Origin of the sequence: Streptomyces sp. NPDC001532, assembly GCF_040298625.1 — a bacterium.
In the GTDB taxonomy this organism is placed as follows: Bacteria; Actinomycetota; Actinomycetes; order Streptomycetales; family Streptomycetaceae; genus Streptomyces.
In genome coordinates this window covers 117369-135871 of sequence record NZ_JBEPAL010000008.1, presented here as the reverse complement: position 1 = coordinate 135871, position 18503 = coordinate 117369, and the positions used below count along the sequence as shown (strand labels likewise).

Sequence of the window (18503 nt, the reverse complement as noted above, 5' to 3'; positions counted from 1 at the left end):
GACCGTCCTGTCCGCCCGCGTCACGAACGCCCGCGCGCGTCACGAACGCTGGCACGGAGAACGGCCCCCGCTCACGAGCGGGGGCCGTTCTCGTTCAGCCGGCCGGACGGCCCGGGGCCCGGACGGCCCCCGACGTCACGCCCAGGTGATCAGCCGCTTGGGCTGCTCCAGGATCGCCGCCACATCGGCCAGCACCTTGGAGCCCAGCTCGCCGTCGACCAGGCGGTGGTCGAAGGAGAGCGCCAGCGTGGTGACCTGACGCGGCTTCACCTTGCCCTTGTGCACCCACGGCTGGAGCTTGATCGCGCCGACCGCGAGGATCGCGGACTCGCCGGGGTTGAGGATCGGCGTGCCGGTGTCGACGCCGAAGACGCCGACGTTGGTGATGGTGACCGTGCCGCCCTGCATGGCGGCGGGGGACGTCCTGCCCTCGCGCGCCGTGCCCACCAGCTCGCCCAGCGACTCCGCCAGCTGCGGCAGCGTCTTGGCGTGGGCGTCCTTGATGTTCGGGACGATCAGCCCGCGCGGGGTGGCCGCGGCGATGCCCAGGTTGACGTAGTGCTTGACCACGATCTCCTGAGCCGCCTCGTCCCAGGACGCGTTGATGTCCGGGTTGCGCTTGATCGCCACCAGCAGGGCCTTGGCGATCAGCAGCAGCGGGTTCACCCGCAGGCCGTTGAACTCCTTGTCCTGCTTCAGCTCCTCGACCAGCTTCATGGTGCGGGTGACGTCGACCGTCACGAACTCCGTGACGTGCGGCGCGGTGAACGCCGAGCCGACCATGGCCGCCGCGGTCGCCTTGCGGACGCCCTTGACCGGGATCCGGGTCTCGCGCGCCGCGTCGTACGCGGCGACCGGGGCCGGAGCCTGGGCCTGGGCGGGCGCCGGGGCCGCGGGGGCGGCGGCCGGGGCCTGCTCGGGAGCCTGCGGCGGGGCCGCCGCCGCGTGCACGTCCTCGCGGGTGATGATGCCGTCCGGGCCGGTCGGCGTGACCGTGGCCAGATCGACGCCGAGGTCCTTGGCCAGCTTGCGCACCGGGGGCTTGGCCAGCGGGCGCTCCGCCGGGGTGGCGGAGGCCGCCGGGGCCGGGGCGACGGGGGCCGCCGGGGCCGGGGCGGCGTGGCCGTTCAGCTCCGCCTGGATCCCCGCCGGGGCCTGCTGGAGAGGCACCTCGGGGGTCTTGCGGGGGCGGCGGCGCGTGGACGAGGCCGCCACCCCGTAACCCACCAGGACCGGCTGGCGGCCCGAGCCCTCCGGCTTCGGCTCCTCGGCGGCGGCCGGGGCGGCCTCCACCGCGGCGGCCTCGGCCGGGGCGGCCGGCGCGGGAGCGGCCGGCGCGGACGCCCCGCCGCTCACGTCGACCGCGATGATCGACGTGCCCACGTCGACCGTGGTGCCCTCGGGGAAGTGCAGCGCGCGGACCACGCCGTCGTACGGGATGGGCAGTTCGACGGCGGCCTTGGCCGTCTCCACCTCGCAGACCACCTGACCGTCGGTGACCGTGTCCCCCGGCTGGACGTACCACTTGAGGATCTCGGCCTCGGTCAGGCCCTCGCCGACGTCCGGCATCTTGAACTCGCGTACGGACGCATCCGTCATCGTCGTCACGACCCTCTCCTCAGTACGCCAGGGCACGGTCGACGGCGTCGAGCACCCGGTCCAGGCCCGGCAGGTACTCCTCCTCCAGGCGCGCCGGCGGGTACGGGGCGTGGTAGCCGCCGACCCGGAGCACCGGGGCCTCCAGGTGGTAGAAGCAGCGCTCGGTGATCCGGGCGGCGATCTCCGCGCCGGAGCCGAAGAAGACCGGCGCCTCGTGGACGACGACCAGGCGGCGGGTCTTCTCGACCGAGGCCTGGATGGCGTCGAAGTCGAGCGGGGAGATCGAGCGCAGGTCCAGGACCTCCAGGGACTTGCCCTCCTCGGCGGCCGCGTCGGCGACCTCCAGGCAGGTCTTCACCATCGGGCCGTAGGCCACCAGGGTGAGGTCGGTGCCCTCGCGGGCCACCCGCGCGCCGTGCAGCGGGCCGGGGATGGCCTCGGTGTTGACCTCGCCCTTGTCCCAGTAGCGCCGCTTGGGCTCGAAGAAGATCACCGGGTCGTCGCTCTGGATGGCCTGCTGCATCATCCAGTACGCGTCGGAGGCGTTGGAGGGGCTGACCACCTTGAGGCCGGCCACGTGCGCGAACAGCGATTCCGGGGACTCGGAGTGGTGCTCGACCGCGCCGATGCCGCCGCCGTAGGGGATGCGGACGACGACGGGCATCTTGACCTTGCCCAGGGAGCGGGCGTGCATCTTCGCGAGCTGCGTGACGATCTGGTCGTACGCCGGGAAGACGAAGCCGTCGAACTGGATCTCCACCACCGGGCGGTAGCCGCGCAGCGCGAGGCCGATCGCGGTGCCGACGATGCCGGACTCCGCGAGGGGGGTGTCGATGACGCGGCTCTCGCCGAAGTCCTTCTGGAGGCCGTCGGTCACCCGGAAGACACCGCCGAGCTTGCCGACGTCCTCGCCCATGACGAGGACCTTCGGGTCCGTCTCCAGGGCGCGGCGCAGCGACTCGTTGATCGCCTTGGCCAGAGCCATCTTCTCCGCTGCCATGATCAGACCCCCGAACCCGCGGCGAAGCCGCTGTCAGACTCCGTGGCGAACGACGCCTGGTAGGCGGCGAACTGAGCTCGCTCCTCGTCGACGAGCGCGTGCCCGTCCGCGTACGCGTTCTCGAAGATGGCGAAGTGGTCCGGGTCCGGCATGGCGCGGACCGCCTCGCGCACTCGTCTGCCCAGCGCCTCGCTCTCCGCCTCGAGTTCCGCGAAGAATGCCTCGTCCGTGTGGTTCGAGGCCTCCAGGTGCCGGCGCAGACGCAGGATCGGGTCCTTCGCCTCCCAGGCGACCCGCTCGTCGTCGTGGCGGTAGCGGGTGGGGTCGTCGGAGGTGGTGTGGGCGCCCATCCGGTAGGTGTACGCCTCGACGAGGGTGGGGCCCTCGCCGTTGCGGGCCCGCTCCAGGGCCCACCGGGTGACCGCGAGGCAGGCGAGGACGTCGTTGCCGTCGACGCGGACACCGGGGAAGCCGAAGCCCTGCGCGCGCTGGTAGAGCGGCACACGGGTCTGCTTCTCGGTGGGCTCGGAGATCGCCCACTGGTTGTTCTGGCAGAAGAACACCACGGGGGCGTTGTAGACCGCGGAGAACGTGAACGACTCGGCCACGTCGCCCTGGCTGGAGGCACCGTCGCCGAAGTAGGCGATGACCGCGCTGTCGGCGCCGTCCTTGGCGATGCCCATGGCGTAGCCGGTGGCGTGCAGGGTCTGCGAGCCGATGACGATCGTGTAGAGGTGGAAGTTGTTGCCGTTCGGGTCCCAGCCGCCGTTGTTCACGCCGCGGAACATGCCGAGCAGGTTGGTCGGGTCGACCCCGCGGCACCAGGCGACGCCGTGCTCGCGGTAGGTCGGGAAGACGTAGTCGTCCTCGCGGGTGGCACGGCCGGAGCCGATCTGGGCGGCCTCCTGGCCGAGCAACGAGGCCCACAGGCCCAGCTCGCCCTGGCGCTGCAAGGAGGTCGCCTCGGCGTCGAAGCGCCGGGTGAGCACCATGTCGCGGTAGAGACCGCGCAGCTCCTCGGGGGTGATGCCGGCGACGTACTTGTCGTACTCGGCGTTCTTGACGCGCTTGCCCTCGGGCGTCAGCAGCTGCACGAGCTCAGGGTCGGTGCCCTTGGCGCTCGCGCTGGGGGTGCGCTTGGTGCCGGTGGCGCCGGCCTTGCTTCCGGCGCTGCGTCGCGGCTTGCGCGCGGCAGTGCTCTCCACGCTCACGTGTGCTCCTCCGTCGGTCCGGCCCCCGGGTTCGCCGGTGGGCCAGTGCGGCTCACCTGTTCCGACCACCGGGCACGGGGTGGGTGCCACTCGGCCGGGAACAGGCGTGACAGGTGCCCCGGCGAGCGCCCTGCAAGAATCACGTTACCCAGTGCTCCACATTTCTGTGAAACACCTCCTGACCTGCGATTTTGCTTGGAAATCCAAGTAAATCGAAAAGCCGGGAAGGAACCCTGGTCACAGCCTTGCAGGGGGCCGGAACACCGGCACGTTATCCCGCTCACCCAGGTCACGGGAAGAGCCGGTGTGTGACACTGATCCCGTGCGCGAAGACGGAAAAATCAGAGTATTTCTCCTGGACGACCATGAGATCGTGCGCCGCGGGGTCCATGAGCTGCTGTCCGTGGAGGACGACATCGAGGTCGTCGGAGAGGCCGGTACGGCCGCCGACGCGCTGGTCCGGATTCCCGCCACCCGCCCGGATGTGGCGGTGCTCGACGTGCGGCTGCCGGACGGCAGCGGCGTCGAGGTCTGCCGTGAGGTGCGCTCCGCCGACGAGCGTGTCGCCTGTCTGATGCTGACCTCCTTCGCGGACGACGAGGCCCTGTTCGACGCGATCATGGCAGGTGCCTCGGGCTATGTCCTGAAGGTCATCCGGGGCCCGGAGCTGCCGACCGCCGTCCGTGACGTGGCCGCGGGCAAGTCCCTGCTGGACCCCGTCGCCACCGCGCGCGTGCTGGAGCGGCTGCGGGACGGCGGCGCCGGCCGGGGCGACGACCGGCTCGCCCACCTGACCGGCCAGGAGCGGCGGATCCTCGATCTGATCGGCGAGGGGCTGACCAACCGGCAGATCGGCGAGGAACTCCATCACGCGGAGAAGACGATCAAGAATTACGTTTCCGGTCTGCTCTCGAAACTCGGTATGCAACGGCGTTCCCAGGCGGCCGCTTACGTGGCGCGGATGCAGGCCGGGAAAGACTGAGCGGCCCAAGAATTCCCGATCATTTCCCGTCCGCGCGGTGCGACGGGTACGTCTCCGGGAAACCGTGGACGATCTCCTGTGACCGAAAGCGATCATCGACGACTTCCTGTGACAACGCCCAGCTCACAGCCTCGTCCGGTGCCCTAGCATCTGGCGCGTGCCGCGCCGCTGTGTACCACCCCCCGTGCCCCTCGCGCCCCCGTTGAGCGCCCTTCTGCGTCAGTACGCCGCGGGCTCCGCGCTCGCCTGCGAACCGGTCGACCAGGGGCTGCTGAACCGCGGCTACCGGCTGTGCACCACCCGCGGCCGCTATTTCCTCAAGCACCACTTCGACCCCGACACCGCCGATCCCGCGGCCATCGAACGCCGGCACCGCGCCACCCAGCGGCTGGCCGCCCTGGGCGTCCCGGTGGCGCCGCCGCTGGCCGGGCGGGACGGGCGCACGGTCGCGGTCGTCGGCGGCCACGCCTACGCCCTGCACCCGTGGATCGACGGCCGGCACCGCCACGGCGGCCAGCTCACCGCCGGCCAGTGCGCGCGGCTGGGGGCGCTCCTGGGCGCCGTCCACGCGAGCCTGGAGCGCGTGATGCCGCCCAAGGGGCGCACGCCCCCGGCGACCAGCCCGCACCCGGTGGAGAGCGCCGACCCGGCCGACACGTTCGTGCTCATCGACGACCTCCTCGCGCGCGTGCGCCGGCACCGTCCCGCCGACTCCTTCGACGAGCTGGCCCGGCACCGGCTGCTGGAGCGGCGCGCGCTGCTGGAGCGGCACGCGGACCGCCGGCCCCCGCGCGGCGGCTCGGTGGGCTGGGTGCACGGCGACTTCCACCCGTTCAACGTGCTCTACCGCGGGGACGCCCCGGCCGCGATCGTCGACTGGGACCGGCTCGGCGTACAGCCCCGCGCGGAGGAGGCCGTACGGGCCGCCGCGATCTTCTTCGTGCGGCCGGCGGGGACCCTGGACCTGCCGAAGGTGCGGGCCTACGCGCGCGCGTACCGGCGCGCGGGCCAGGCCACGCCGTCGGAGCTGGCGGCGGCCGTGCACCGGGTGTGGTGGGAGCGCCTCAACGACTTCTGGATGCTGCGCTGGCACTACGAGCGCGGCGACACCCGCGCGGATCCCCAGTTCCCGGCCGCGTCGGCGCTCGCGGTGTGGTGGACGCGCGAGTACGACGCGGTGTGCGCGGCGTTCGTGGAGTGAGCCCCCGCGCGGGGAGCGCGGGAGGCGCGAGCGCGGGGGCGCGGGCGGGTCAGACGCCGCCGCCCCCGTCGGCGCCGCTGGTGACGCCCTCGATCGTGCCGCCGCCGTCGGTCGGCTCGGTGTCGGTCGGCTCGGTGTCGGTCGGCTCGGTGTCCGTCGGCTCGGTGTCCGTGGGCTCCGTGTCGGTCGGCTCGGTGTCCGTCGGCTGGTCCGTCGGGCGCTCGCTGTAGGAGGGGGACGGCGAGTACGACGGGGTCGGCGTGGGCGAGTAGTCCCAGTCGTTGCCGTTGCTGGTGCCGTCGTCCGTGGAGGTGTCGGTGGACTCCTCCGTCGCCTCGTCGCTCGGCGACTCGCTGGCCGTCTCGTCGTCGGTGGTCTTGGTGTCGGTCGGGGACTGCGTGGTGCCCGGGCCGGGGTTCTTGGAGTTGTCGCCGTTCACCGCGAGCGCGACGCCCGCCGCGATGGCGATCACCGCGAGGACGGCGAGGATCCACAGCTTGCCGCGGCCGCTGCCCCGGTTGCCGTGCCCCTCGAAGCCGCCGTCGTCCCGCCCGCCGCCGTAGTTCGGCATCACCTGCTGCGGGATCTGGGTGGTGCCGGAGGCGTCCGGGTGCGGCAGCACGGCCGTGCCCGCGAGACCGCCGACGGGGGTGTGCCGGCCCTCGTGCGCGTCGACCGGGCCGGTGTTCCAGGTGCCGGTGTGGCTGCCCTGCTCGTACAGCATCTGAAGGCCGTACTGGACCAGCCCGCGCATCTCCTCGGCGGTCTGGAAGCGGTCGTCGGGCTCCTTGGCGAGCGAGCGCATGACGAGGCCGTCCAGCTCCGGCGGGGCCCCGTCGGAGACCTCGGACGGCGGCGTCGGGATGTCCTGGACGTGCTGGTAGACCACCGACAGCGGCGTCTCGCCGACGAACGGCGGGCGCAGCGCGAGGAGTTCGTAGAGCAGGCAGCCGGTGGCGTACAGGTCGGAGCGGTGGTCGACGGCCTTGCCGAGCGCCTGCTCCGGGGAGAGGTACTGCGGCGTGCCCATGACCATGCCGGTCTGCGTCATCGTGGTGGACGCGCCGTGCAGGGCGCGGGCGATGCCGAAGTCCATCACCTTCACCGCGCCGTTGTGCGTGATGATGACGTTGGCCGGCTTGATGTCACGGTGCACGATGCCGTGCTGGTGCGAGTAGGCCAGCGCCTCCAGCACCCCGGAGACGATGATCAGGGCCTGCTCGGGGCCCGGCGCCTCGGCGTTGTGCAGCAGGTCGCGGATGGTCCGTCCCTCGACGATCTCCATCACGATGTACGGCACGGACTGGCCGTTGACGAAGTCCTCGCCGGAGTCGTACACGGCGACGATCGAGTGATGGTTGAGGCCGGCCACGGACTGGGCCTCGCGCGTGAAGCGGGCCTTGGACACCGGGTCCTCGGCGAGATCGGCGCGCAGCAGCTTGACCGCCACGGTACGGCCGAGCCGTACGTCCTCGGCCGCGAACACCTCGGCCATGCCGCCGCGGCCGAGCCGGCGGGTCAGCCGATACCGGCCGTCGCCTACCAGCCCGCCATTACCCCACGTCTCGGGCGCATCTGACATTCCGCCGCCAGTCGCCTCGGGGTCGGACGGGCCCTGAGCGCGCTGCTGCTGTGCCATCAGTCCTCGCCGTCGTTTCTGCCCGCGGTGCGCGCGGTGTTGTTACGGTCTCCGTCGGCCACGCTACAGCCTCCGCGCAAGCCACCGGTCCGGGACGGGCGCCGCGACCGGCACGAGACGGACCGGCCATGAAACCGTGCGCCCGCGCGGTCGTGCAAATCCTGTGTACCGGGAGTACGGCCGCTGTAACGCTTCCGCGACGCTTCTTTCGCGTACGGTCACGGAACGGGCACCGAGCTTGACGTGTCAGTGCCCTCGGGCAGACTTGGCCGGGAATAACACTTTCGATCAACAGCACACCAGCAACTTCCACGACAACAGTTGCCGCTGTCGCCGGTGCCTATGGGGGACACAGAGAGATGAGCCAGGACGGCGCACAGGACCGGTACGCGGGGCGCGCGCTCGCCGGCGGCCGCTATCAGCTGCGTGATCTGCTGGGTCAGGGCGGCATGGCCTCCGTCCATCTCGCCTACGACGCCGTGCTGGACCGTCAGGTCGCGATCAAGACACTGCACACCGAGCTGGGGCGCGAGCCGGCCTTCCGCGAGCGGTTCCGCCGCGAGGCCCAGGCGGTGGCGAAGCTCACCCACACCAACATCGTCTCGGTCTTCGACACCGGCGAGGACGACGTCGACGGCATGACGACGCCGTACATCGTCATGGAGTACGTCGAGGGCCGCCCGCTGGGCTCGGTGCTGGAGGAGGACATCCGCCAGGCCGGCGCGATGCCCGCCGACCGGGCGCTCAAGGTCACCGCGGACGTGCTGGCGGCCCTGGAGATCAGCCACGAGATGGGGCTGGTCCACCGGGACATCAAGCCGGGCAACGTGATGGTGACGAAGCGCAACGTCATCAAGGTCATGGACTTCGGCATCGCGCGCGCCATGCAGTCCGGCGTGACCTCGATGACGCAGACCGGCATGGTCGTCGGCACCCCGCAGTACCTCTCCCCCGAGCAGGCCCTGGGCCGCGGCGTGGACGCCCGTTCCGACCTGTACTCGGTCGGCATCATGCTGTTCCAACTGGTCACCGGCCGGCTGCCGTTCGAGGCGGACTCGCCGCTGGCGATCGCGTACGCGCATGTGCAGGAGGAGCCGGTCGCGCCGTCCTCCATCAACCGCTCCCTGCCGCCGGCCGTGGACGCGCTGGTCGCCCGCGCGCTGAAGAAGAACCCGAACGAGCGTTTCCCGACCGCCGAGTCGATGCGGGACGAGTGCCTGCGGGTGGCGGCCTCCTTCCAGCCGGCCCCGCCGAGCATCGTGCCCGGCACCCCGACGCAGAGCGGCGCCGGCGTCGGCTCCGCGGTGTTCCCGCCGGTCGGCCAGACCACCTCGCCGCCGGTGAGCGGCGTGCAGACGCCGTACCAGCCGTCGCCGGCCCCGAACCCGTACGGCAACCCGACCCCGCCGCCGCAGCCCCAGCCGTCGTACGGCTATCCGCAGCAGGGCGGCTACCAGACGCCGACGCCGTACCCGAATCCGCAGACGCCCGCCTACAACCTCTCCCCGCAGCCCCCGGCGCCGTCCTCCTCGGGCGGCCGCAGGAGCAACAAGGCGGTGCTGCTCGGCTCCGCCGTGGTCGCCGTGCTGGCGGTCGGCGGACTGATCGCGGCGCTGACCCTGAGCGGCGGCGACGGCGAGGAGCAGGGCAAGGGCGGCGGCGCGAGCCCGTCGGCGTCGGCCTCGGACTCCAAGAAGCCGGGGTACCGGGGTCCGGACACCTCTCGGGTGATCGACGAGACCGAGTGCACGGAGCCCGAAGAGGCCTACAACGACCCTGACAAGATCAGGATGCCCGACTTCCAGTTCAAGAACATCACGTCGGTCAAGGCGTGCCTGCAGGCCGCGGGCTGGCAGCTGGACATCAAGGACCAGGACGAGAACACCTACGGCGACGGCACCGTCATGAACCAGTTCCCGGCCGCGGGGACGGATGTCGACCCGACGGAGGACGTCGAGGTCCAGCTCTACGTCTCGACCGGCAATCCGGCGTCCTGAGAGACCTCATGGAAGAAGGCCCGGCTCGTGCCGGGCCTTCTTCGTGCGTACGCTCCAGGTGGTCTACAGGTACGGGCCGCCCTGACGGCCGCCCGCGCGGGGGTCGTCGTGGCCGTCGCCGCCGACGCCGGGCGGGAGGGCGCGGCGCATCTGCTCCAGCTGGGCCCGCGCGGCCATCTGCTGGGCGAACAGCGTCGTCTGGATCCCGTGGAAGAGGCCTTCCAGCCAGCCCACCAACTGGGCCTGCGCGATCCTGAGTTCGGCGTCGGACGGGGTCGCGTCATGGGTGAACGGCAGGGAGAGCCGCTCCAGCTCCTCGACCAGCTCCGGGGCCAGACCGTCCTCCAGCTCCTTCACGGAGCTGGCGTGGATCTCCTTGAGCCGGACCCGGCTGGCCTCGTCCAGAGGTGCCGCCCGGACCTCCTCCAGCAGCTGCTTGATCATGCTGCCGATCCGCATCACCTTGGCCGGCTGCTCGACCTGGTCGGTCAACGGGGTCTCATGGGGTTCCTCGTCCCCACCGCCGCCGCTGAGCGCCATGCCGTCCTGGCCCACGACCAGGATCCGCTGGGGGTTCTCCGGCGACCTATCGTTCCTCGGCGTCTCCATGCGGCCATTCTCTCCCACCGGTGACGCTCACCGGTTTGCCCGGTCCCGCCAACCGCCTGGCGGTATCCGGAATGCCATGGTCTGCCGGAGATGTGACGCTGACCGCGTGACTCCATGGCTGCGGGCACTGAGCGCGGCGGGACTGGGAGCGGTACTGGTCCTGCCGGGTGGTGGTGCGTCGTACGGGGCCGTACCGAGCTACGGCTCCTCCTCGTACGGCTCCCCTCCGTACGGCTCCTCTCCGTACGCCTCCTTCCCGTACGGCGTGGCGGCGACGCGCGGGCCGGTGGCGCCGGGCGAGGCCGTCGCGACGTCCGGACCCGCACCGGCGTACGTCCCCGGATCGACGTTCCGGCCCGTGTCCCCCTACACCCCCGGCTCCACGTTCCGGCCCATGTCCACGTACGCCCCCGCCCCCGGGTACGCCGTCGTCGCGACGCCCGTCGGCCGCTCGCCCTCGGCGAAGTCGCCCTCGCCCTCGCTCAGCCGTGCCGGGAATCCGGCGGGTGAGGGGCGGAAGCGGCCGGGACGGAGGGAGGAGCCGGTGGAGCCGAGCCGGCCGCCGGTGCCGCCCCCGGTGGAGCCGGAGGCCGAGGAGACCCCGGCGTACGAGGCCACCGCCGTACCGCCCGAGGCCGCTGTGGTGGACGGGGAGCGGGCCGGCGAGCCCGTGCTGCGGATCCTGCCGCTCGGCTCCGGGATGGTGCTGATCGGGCTGGGGCTCGGGCTCGCCTTCGTCGGGCTGCGGGTGCGACGCGACCAGGTCTGACGGCCCCGGCTCGCTATCAGGGCCGACGGCCCCGGCTCACTCCGTGACCAGCAGGACCTTCCCGATGTGGCTGCTCTCCTCCAGCAGCCGGTGCGCGGCGGCGGCGTCGCTCATCGGCAGCTCGCGGTCGACGACGGGCCGCACGTGCCCGGCGTCCAGCAGCGGCCACACGTGCTCGCGTACGGCCGCCACGATGGTGGTCTTCTCGGCCGGCGGCCGGGCCCGCAGCGAGGTCGCGCTGATCGCGGCGCGCTTGGCGAGCAGGGCGCCGATGTTCAGCTCACCCTTGACGCCGCCCTGCATGCCGATGATCGCGAGCCGGCCGTTCACGGCGAGCGCCCTGACGTTGCGGTCGAGGTACTTGGCGCCCATGTTGTCGAGGATGACGTCGGCGCCCTTGCCGCCCGTGGCCGCCTCGATCTCGGCGACGAAGTCCTGCTCCCGGTAGTTGATCAGGATGTCGGCGCCCAGCTCGGCGCAGCGGTCCAGCTTCTCCCGGGTGCCGGCGGTGACGGCGACGCGGGCGCCGACGGCCTTGGCGAGCTGGATGGCCATGGTGCCGATGCCGCTGGAGCCGCCGTGCACGAGCAGGGTCTCGCCCGGACGCAGGTGGGCGACCATGAACACGTTCGACCAGACCGTGCAGGTCACCTCGGGCAGCGCGGCGGCCTGGACGAGGCTCAGGCCCTTGGGCACCGGCAGCAGCTGGCCGGCCGGGACGACGACCTGCTCGGCGTAGCCGCCGCCGGAGAGCAGCGCGCACACCTCGTCGCCCACGGACCAGCCGCCGACACCGGAGCCGAGCGCGGCGATCCGTCCGGAGCACTCCAGGCCGGGGTAGGGAGAGGCGCCGGGCGGCGGCGCGTAGTGGCCCTGCCGCTGGAGGAGATCGGCGCGATTGACGGCACCGGCCGCCACCTCGATGAGGACCTCGCCCTCGCCGGGCTTCGGATCCGGCACCTCGGACCAGGTCAGCGCCTCGGGACCGCCGGGTTCGGGAATCGTGATCGCATACATGGGAGCGACGCTACTCCTCGGCCCCGGGGCGGAGGGGCCTGGGCCATTGGGCGGATCCGCGGGGAAACCCGTGTGCGCGACCGATGAGTTTGCGCGACCGTGGAGGTCTTCCCCTGCGTCACCCCCGTACGCGGAAGGACAACCCCACCATGAGCCAGCACACCGCCGGCCTGGCCATCGAGACCGCGGGCCTGGTGAAGACGTTCGGCGAGACCAGGGCGGTGGACGGCGTGGACCTCGCCGTCCCGACCGGCACGGTCTACGGCGTCCTCGGCCCGAACGGCGCAGGTAAGACGACCACGGTCAAGATGCTCGCCACGCTGCTGCGGCCGGACGGCGGCGAGGCCCATGTCTTCGGCCACGACGTGGTCCACGAGGCCGACAAGGTGCGCGGCCGGGTGAGCCTCACCGGGCAGTACGCGTCGGTGGACGAGGACCTGACCGGCACCGAGAACCTGGTCCTGCTGGGCCGGCTGCTCGGGCACGGCAAGAAGGCGGCCCGGGAGCGCGCCGCGCAGCTGCTCGCGGCGTTCGGGCTGAGCGAGGCGGCCGGAAAGCAGGTCAAGCAGTACTCCGGCGGTATGCGGCGCCGGATCGACATCGCCGCGTCCATCCTGAACACCCCGGACCTGCTGTTCCTCGACGAGCCGACCACCGGTCTCGACCCGCGCAGCCGCAACCAGGTGTGGGAGATCGTCCGCGCGGTCGTCGCGCAGGGCACCACCGTGCTGCTGACCACGCAGTATCTGGACGAGGCGGACCAGCTGGCGTCCCGGATCGCCGTCATCGACCGCGGCAAGGTGATCGCCGAGGGCACGAAGGGCGAGCTGAAGGCGTCGGTCGGGGCCGGGTCGGTCCATCTGCGGCTGCGGGACGCCGAGCAGCGGCCGCTCGCCGCGGACGTGCTGCGCCGGACCCTGGACGCGCGGATCCAGGAGGAGCCCGACCCGGTGGCGCTGACCGCCCGGCTCGGCAGGGCGGCGAGCGACGACACCGCGGCCGAGGAGGCCGCGCGGGCGCTCGGCGAGCTGGCCCGCGCCGGAATCACCGTCGACAACTTCTCGCTGGGCCAGCCCAGCCTGGACGAGGTGTTCCTCGCCCTGACCGGACACGACACCCAGGCCCCGAAGGACGAGGTGGCGGCATGAGCACCACGGCGACCACGGAGACCAAGGAACTCGCCCCCGTCAGCGCCGAGTCGCTGGCCGAACTGCTCGTCGCCAAGGAACGTCCGCCGCGGCCGAGCGCCTGGTCGGCGTCGCTGACGTTCGGCTGGCGGGCCGTACTGAAGATCAAGCACGTTCCTGAGCAGCTGTTCGACGTCACCGCCTTCCCGATCATGATGGTGCTGATGTACACGTACCTGTTCGGCGGGGCGCTGGCCGGGTCGCCGAAGGAGTACATCCAGTTCCTGCTGCCGGGCATCCTGGTGATGTCGGTGGTGATGATCACGATGTACACCGGTGTCTCGGTCAACACCGACATCGAGAAGGGCGTCTTCGACCGGTTCCGGTCGCTGCCCATCTGGCGGCCGTCGACGATGGTCGGCTATCTCCTCGGCGACGCCCTGCGCTACTCCATCGCGTCGGTCGTGATGCTCACCGTCGGCATGATCCTCGGCTACCGCGCGGACGGCGGGGTGGGCGGCGTGATCGCCGGGATCGCGCTGCTGATCGTCTTCTCGTTCTCGTTCTCGTGGATCTGGACGATGTTCGGGCTGCTGCTGCGCACCGAGAAGTCGGTGATGGGCGTCAGCATGATGGTGATCTTCCCGCTGACCTTCCTGTCCAACGTCTTCGTCGACCCGAGCACCATGCCCGGCTGGCTCCAGGCGTTCGTCAACAACAGCCCGGTCACCCATCTGGCCTCGGCGGTACGGGGTCTGATGGCGGGTGACTGGCCGGCCGCCGAGATCGCCTGGACCCTGGGGTGGGCGGCCCTGTTCGTGCTGGTCTTCGGTCCGGTCACGATGCGGCTGTACAACCGGAAGTAGAGGCACGAGCGGCCGACGACGTCGGTGCCGTGCGGCGCTGACGTCGGTGCCGTGCGGCTTCCGGTGCGGCGGCGCCGTCGGTGCGGCGGCGCCGTCGGAGCGGCGCTGACGTCGGTGCGGCGGCGCCGTCAGTGCTGCAAGCCGTGGGGCAGGGCGGGCCGTTCCTCCGGTTCGGCGGCCTGCACGATGGTGATCACCCGGTCCGTCAGCTCCAGCGTCCCGACGGCCGGGTCGTCGTAGCCGAGCATCCGGTGCCCGCGGACGACGCTCACCACCAGGTCCTCCGTCTCCCGGGGGCTGAGACCCACCTCGGCGCGGGTCACCGGCCGTTCGACGACGTCCAGGCCGCTGTCCTGCCGGATCAGGTCCTCCATCACCCGGCCCGCCGCCGGACTGAGCACGGACAGCCCGAGCAGCCGGCCGGCCGCCCCGGCGCTGGTGATCACCTCGTCCGCCCCGGACTGCTTCAGCAACGGCGCGTTCTCCTCCTCGCGGACGGCGGCCACGATCTTCGCGCCGGCGTTGAGCTGCCGGGCCGTCAGCGCCACCAGGACGGCCGTGTCGTCGCGCTGGGTGGCGATGATGATCTGGCCCGCCCGCTGCACCTCGGCCCGCCTCAGCACCTCGCTGCGGGTCGCGTCCCCGACCACGCCCGCGTATCCCTCGGCCGTCGCGGCCTCGATCGCCTTGCCGCTGGGATCGACCACGACGACCCGCTCCTTGCGCAGCCCGGTGGCGCAGACGGCGCGGATCGCCGACCGTCCTTTCGTACCGAAGCCGACGACGACGGTGTGGTCCCGCAAGACAGGCCTCCAGCGTGTGCGTTGTGACGGACGCGTGTGCGTCGGCAACCATGGTGCCGACAGTACGGATCAGCGTCACAGGGGGCACACGATGAAGGGCGACGAAAAGCCGCACGCGCAGCGGACGGGAGTGTCTCTGCTGAGATCCCTCTGGTACCGCTCGCGCAAGGAGGCCCGTGACGACGCGGAGGCCGGCCGCTCCATCACCATGCCCACGCAGAGCGCCGTACCGCCGCTCCAGCAGGTCCTCAAGCGCCTGTTCATGGCGTTGATGGTGCTGCTCGTCACCATCCTGATCGTCTATCTCGACCGCAGGGGCTACAACGACAACTCCGACGGGTCGGTGGACCTCGTGGACGCGGCGTACTACGCCACCGTCACCCTCTCCACCACCGGGTACGGAGACATCACGCCCGTGAGCACCGGGGCCCGGCTGATCAACATCTTCGTCATCACCCCGCTGCGCGTGCTGTTCCTGATCATCCTGGTCGGCACCACCCTGGAAGTCCTCACCGAGCGCACCCGCCAGCAGGTCCGCATCCACCGCTGGCGCTCCCGCACCCGGGACCACATCGTGCTCATCGGCTACGGCACCAAGGGCCGCCATGCCGTGCAGACGCTGGTGGGGCAGGGCATCGCCAAGGACCGGATCGTCGTCGTGGACGCCCAGTCCAAGGCGACGACGGCGGCCGCCGACGACGGCCTGGTGACCATCACCGGGGACGCCACGGCCTCCGAGACCCTGCTCAAGGCCGAGCTGCACCGCGCCTCGCAGGTGATCGTCGCCCCACAACGTGACGAGACGGCCACGCTGATCACGCTCACCGCCCGCCAGCTGAACCGGCGCGCCACCATCGTCGCGGCCGTCCGTGAGGACGAGAACGTGCCTCTGCTCAAGCACAGCGGCGCGGACACCGTGGTGACCAGCTCCAGCTCCGCCGGCCGGCTGCTCGGCACCTTCATGGCCAGCCCGCCAGCGGCCCGGGCCCTGGAGGATCTGATGACCCTCGGCAGCGGCCTGGACCTGATCGAGCGGAAGGTCACCCCGGAGGAGGTCGGCCGCACCCCTCGCGAATGCGCCGACCTGGTCCTGGCGGTCCTGCGCGACCGCAGGCGACTGGACTACGCCGTCGGCTGGCGCACGGAGCTGCGAGAAGGCGATCGGGTGATCACGGTCAGCCGGCCGGTGACGGAGGCGGTGGAGTAGGGCCGCCCGCGCGGCGGCTAGGCCGAGGGGTGCGCGGCGCGTGTTTCACGTGAAACACGCGCGCAGGCGTCGCTCACGCACCGCTTCCGGCCGTCGCCCACGGCAGGTCCAGGATCTCCGTCTCCTGCCCGGGCTCGGCCCCGCCAGGCGGCACGACGGCCAGCGCGTCGGCCGCCGCGACACCCCGCAGCATGGCCGGACCGTTGTAGTGCAGCGGCACGGCCCGGTCGCCGCGCAGGGTGACGGGGACCAGGCGGGTGTCGTACGGGTGCCCGTGCGCCCCGTCCTTGAGCGGCAGCGCGTATCGCTGTGGGGCCGGATGACCGGCCAGCGCCCGCAGCAGCGGCTCGGCGAGGGTGAGCAGGCCGGAGACGGCGGCGAGCGGGTTGCCGGGCAGGCCGACGAGGTGCTGCCGCTCGCCGGTGCGGGCGAGCAGCATCGGGTGTCCCGGGCGCACCTTGACGCCGTCGACCAGCAGCTCCGCGCCGATCCCGCGCAGGGTGGGGTGGACATGGTCGACGGGGCCCGCGGCGGTGCCGCCGGTGGTGACGACGAGGTCGGCCTCGCTGCCGGTGATCGCCCGGTGCAGCGCGTCGGCGTCGTCGCCGAGCCGCCGGACCGAGGTCACCTCGGCGCCGAGCGCCCGCAGCCAGGGCGGCAGCATCGGGCCGAGGGCGTCCCGGATCAGCCCGTCGTGCGGCAGGCCCGTGGTGAGCAGTTCGTCGCCGAGGATCAGGACCTCGACGCGGGGGCGGGGGAGCACCGGGAGGGTGTCGTATCCGGCCGCCGCGGCCAGTCCGAGGACGGCGGGCGTGACGCGTGTCCCGGCCGGCAGCAGCTGGTCGCCGCTGCGGCACTCCTGGCCGCGCGGGCGGATGTCCTGGCCGTGCCCGAGGTCGCGGGTGGGGTGGAGCCGGTTCTTGTCGTCCGTGATGCCGTGTTCGCTGCGCAGGACGGCCGTGGTGTCCTGCGGGATGCGGGCGCCGGTGGCGATGCGGACCGCCTCGCCGTCGGTGAGCCGGCCGGTGTGCCCCTGTCCGGCCAGCACTCCGTCCTCGCGCAGGGCCCAGGGGCCGGGCCCGGCGACGGCCCAGCCGTCCATGGCCGAGGTGTCGAAGGAGGGCAGGTCGGTCAGGGCGGCCAGGGGGGCGGCGAGGACCAGGCCGAGCGCCGCGTCCAGGGGCAGGGCGGCGGACGCACGACGGCCGGCGCCGGACGGGTCGTGCGGGTGCCGGGCGCTGGTCCGGCCCGCCCGGCCGGCGATCGCGCGGGCCTCCGGCCAGGGGGTGGCGCGGTGATGGGTGTCCGTCTTGGCGGCGGGCGCGCCGTCCTGCGGTCCGCCGCCCTGCCGTCCGCCGCCCTCGGATCGGCCGCCCTCGGGGGCGGTCTCGGGGGCGGTCTCGGCGCGGGCCGGCGGTGCGGGGACGCGGTCGCCGGGGGTGCGGGCGTGGGGTCCGTTCACGAGGGCCAGTGCCTCCTCGACGTCGAGGTCGTCGGCTTCCTCGCCGGCCCGGGTGCCGGGGGCGGTCATCCGGCGTCCGGGCCAGGCTCGGGCGTGGCGTCGGCGGCTTCCTCGTCCGCCCAGCGCAGGGCCAGGGCCGCGGCCTTGCGGGAGGCTTCGGCGACGGCCTCGGGGCCGCCCTCGGCGCGGGCGGCGGCGTAGCCGACCAGGAAGGTGGTCAGCGGGGCCGCGGGACGCGCCACGCCGTGGGCGGCGTCGCGGGCCAGGTCGAGCAGAAGGCCGGTGTCGACGTCGAGGTCGATGCCCAGCTCGTCCTTGACTGCGGAGATCCATTCATCCAACACGTGCCCATGCTCCCTGATGCGTGCCCTTGCGGCGGCGATGTCGTCCCAGGTGTCGCAGTCGATGGAGGCGACGGGGTCCGGGACGCGGACGAGGTCGAGCGCGCCGGTCAGCCGGCGCAGCGGCAGGCCGGTGAGTGTGCCGTGCTCGGCGGTGAGCGCGGACAGCTCGCGGCGCAGCGCGGCGGTGCGGTAGGCGGCGACGAGCGGCTGGTCGCGGCCGTCGGCGTCGGTGAGCAGCGCGCCCTCGGCGCCGCCCGTGGCCAGGGCGGCGCGCAGCCGCCCCAGGGTGTCCTCGCCGAGGAACGGCAGGTCCGCGGAGAGCAGGACGACCTGCTCGGCGGTGGTGTGCCGCAGCCCCGCGTCGAGGGCGGCGAGCGGGCCCGCGCCGGGCGGCTCCTCGCGCGCCCAGTTCACCGGCCGCGCGGTGGGGCGGGGGTCGGCGACGACGACGGTGGCTCGGGCGCCGGCGCAGGCGGCGAGGACGCGGTCGAGCAGCGCCCGGCCGCCCACCCGCACTGCGGGCTTGTCGGCGCCGCCCAGGCGCCGCGCGGCTCCGCCGGCGAGCACGACGGCGTCGTACGCGGCGGCGGGCTCGTACGAGGTCATTCCCCGAGTATGAGCGCCGGGAAGATCGTTGCCACCCCTGCGCACAGCATGTGGACAGGGGTGG

General features: G+C 72.6%; 15 protein-coding genes and 1 pseudogene. 7 read left to right on the top strand and 9 right to left on the bottom strand.

The window, feature by feature from the left end; translation table 11 throughout:
- Positions 1 to 135 precede the first annotated feature (135 nt).
- Genes ABT232_RS10610 through pdhA form a run of 3 tightly spaced genes read right to left on the bottom strand, consistent with a single transcriptional unit; the run spans position 136 to position 3810 of the window.
- A complete protein-coding gene (locus ABT232_RS10610) occupies positions 136 to 1608 on the bottom strand; it encodes a dihydrolipoamide acetyltransferase family protein (RefSeq protein ID WP_351838735.1) in 1473 nt (490 codons plus the stop codon).
- Positions 1609 to 1618: 10 nt separating this feature from the next.
- Entirely contained in the window at positions 1619 to 2599 is a 981-nt protein-coding gene (locus tag ABT232_RS10605) for an alpha-ketoacid dehydrogenase subunit beta (RefSeq protein ID WP_351838733.1), read from the bottom strand.
- A 2-nt stretch (positions 2600 to 2601) separates the two neighbouring features.
- Positions 2602 to 3810: a pyruvate dehydrogenase (acetyl-transferring) E1 component subunit alpha gene (gene pdhA, locus ABT232_RS10600; protein WP_351838731.1), complete on the bottom strand. Its 1209-nt coding sequence runs from the start codon at positions 3808 to 3810 to the stop codon at positions 2602 to 2604.
- Between the two features lie 322 nt (positions 3811 to 4132).
- Between pdhA and ABT232_RS10595 the strand changes: the two genes are divergently transcribed.
- Positions 4133 to 4792 carry a response regulator gene (locus ABT232_RS10595; RefSeq protein WP_351838728.1) on the top strand — a complete coding sequence of 220 codons (660 nt, stop codon included), beginning with the start codon at positions 4133 to 4135 and terminating at the stop codon, positions 4790 to 4792.
- A 184-nt stretch (positions 4793 to 4976) separates the two neighbouring features.
- On the top strand, positions 4977 to 5993 hold the full coding sequence (locus tag ABT232_RS10590) for a phosphotransferase (RefSeq protein ID WP_351838725.1): 1017 nt from the start codon (positions 4977 to 4979) through the stop codon (positions 5991 to 5993).
- A 49-nt stretch (positions 5994 to 6042) separates the two neighbouring features.
- On the opposite strand, the gene ABT232_RS10585 is transcribed toward ABT232_RS10590, so the two are convergent.
- Positions 6043 to 7632: a protein kinase domain-containing protein gene (locus ABT232_RS10585; RefSeq protein WP_351838723.1), complete on the bottom strand. Its 1590-nt coding sequence runs from the start codon at positions 7630 to 7632 to the stop codon at positions 6043 to 6045.
- 359 nt (positions 7633 to 7991) lie between these two features.
- Here ABT232_RS10585 and ABT232_RS10580 point away from each other — a divergent pair, with 359 nt between their 5' ends.
- Positions 7992 to 9629, top strand: a complete 1638-nt coding sequence (locus ABT232_RS10580; RefSeq protein WP_351838720.1) for a protein kinase domain-containing protein — start codon at positions 7992 to 7994, stop codon at positions 9627 to 9629.
- Between the two features lie 63 nt (positions 9630 to 9692).
- Here the strand turns inward: ABT232_RS10580 and ABT232_RS10575 are convergent, their stop codons facing one another.
- Positions 9693 to 10238 carry a bacterial proteasome activator family protein gene (locus ABT232_RS10575; protein WP_351838717.1) on the bottom strand — a complete coding sequence of 182 codons (546 nt, stop codon included), beginning with the start codon at positions 10236 to 10238 and terminating at the stop codon, positions 9693 to 9695.
- Positions 10239 to 10344: 106 nt separating this feature from the next.
- Between ABT232_RS10575 and ABT232_RS10570 the strand changes: the two genes are divergently transcribed.
- Positions 10345 to 11007 (top strand): hypothetical protein, encoded by a 663-nt coding sequence (locus ABT232_RS10570; protein WP_351838715.1) that lies wholly within the window; start codon positions 10345 to 10347, stop codon positions 11005 to 11007.
- Between the two features lie 36 nt (positions 11008 to 11043).
- On the opposite strand, the gene ABT232_RS10565 is transcribed toward ABT232_RS10570, so the two are convergent.
- Positions 11044 to 12024: an NAD(P)H-quinone oxidoreductase gene (locus tag ABT232_RS10565; protein ID WP_351838713.1), complete on the bottom strand. Its 981-nt coding sequence runs from the start codon at positions 12022 to 12024 to the stop codon at positions 11044 to 11046.
- Between the two features lie 149 nt (positions 12025 to 12173).
- Here ABT232_RS10565 and ABT232_RS10560 point away from each other — a divergent pair, with 149 nt between their 5' ends.
- Positions 12174 to 13172 carry an ATP-binding cassette domain-containing protein gene (locus tag ABT232_RS10560; RefSeq protein WP_351838711.1) on the top strand — a complete coding sequence of 333 codons (999 nt, stop codon included), beginning with the start codon at positions 12174 to 12176 and terminating at the stop codon, positions 13170 to 13172.
- Positions 13169 to 14017: an ABC transporter permease gene (locus ABT232_RS10555; RefSeq protein WP_351838708.1), complete on the top strand. Its 849-nt coding sequence runs from the start codon at positions 13169 to 13171 to the stop codon at positions 14015 to 14017. Before ABT232_RS10560 ends, ABT232_RS10555 begins: the two co-directional genes overlap by 4 nt.
- Before the next feature lie 128 nt (positions 14018 to 14145).
- Here the strand turns inward: ABT232_RS10555 and ABT232_RS10550 are convergent.
- Positions 14146 to 14868, bottom strand: a pseudogene (locus ABT232_RS10550) (potassium channel family protein); the annotation flags it as partial.
- A gap of 43 nt (positions 14869 to 14911) precedes the next feature.
- Between ABT232_RS10550 and ABT232_RS10545 the strand changes: the two are divergent.
- Positions 14912 to 16027, top strand: coding sequence for a potassium channel family protein (locus ABT232_RS10545; RefSeq protein WP_351838706.1), 1116 nt, complete (start codon positions 14912 to 14914; stop codon positions 16025 to 16027).
- Positions 16028 to 16100: 73 nt separating this feature from the next.
- On the opposite strand, the gene ABT232_RS10540 is transcribed toward ABT232_RS10545, so the two are convergent.
- Both ABT232_RS10540 and ABT232_RS10535 read right to left on the bottom strand, forming a co-directional pair.
- Complete coding sequence (locus tag ABT232_RS10540; protein WP_351838703.1) at positions 16101 to 17558, bottom strand: molybdopterin molybdotransferase MoeA; 1458 nt, start codon at positions 17556 to 17558, stop codon at positions 16101 to 16103.
- Positions 17555 to 18439, bottom strand: coding sequence for an NTP transferase domain-containing protein (locus ABT232_RS10535; RefSeq protein ID WP_351838700.1), 885 nt, complete (start codon positions 18437 to 18439; stop codon positions 17555 to 17557). Before ABT232_RS10535 ends, ABT232_RS10540 begins: the two co-directional genes overlap by 4 nt.
- Positions 18440 to 18503: the final 64 nt, after the last annotated feature.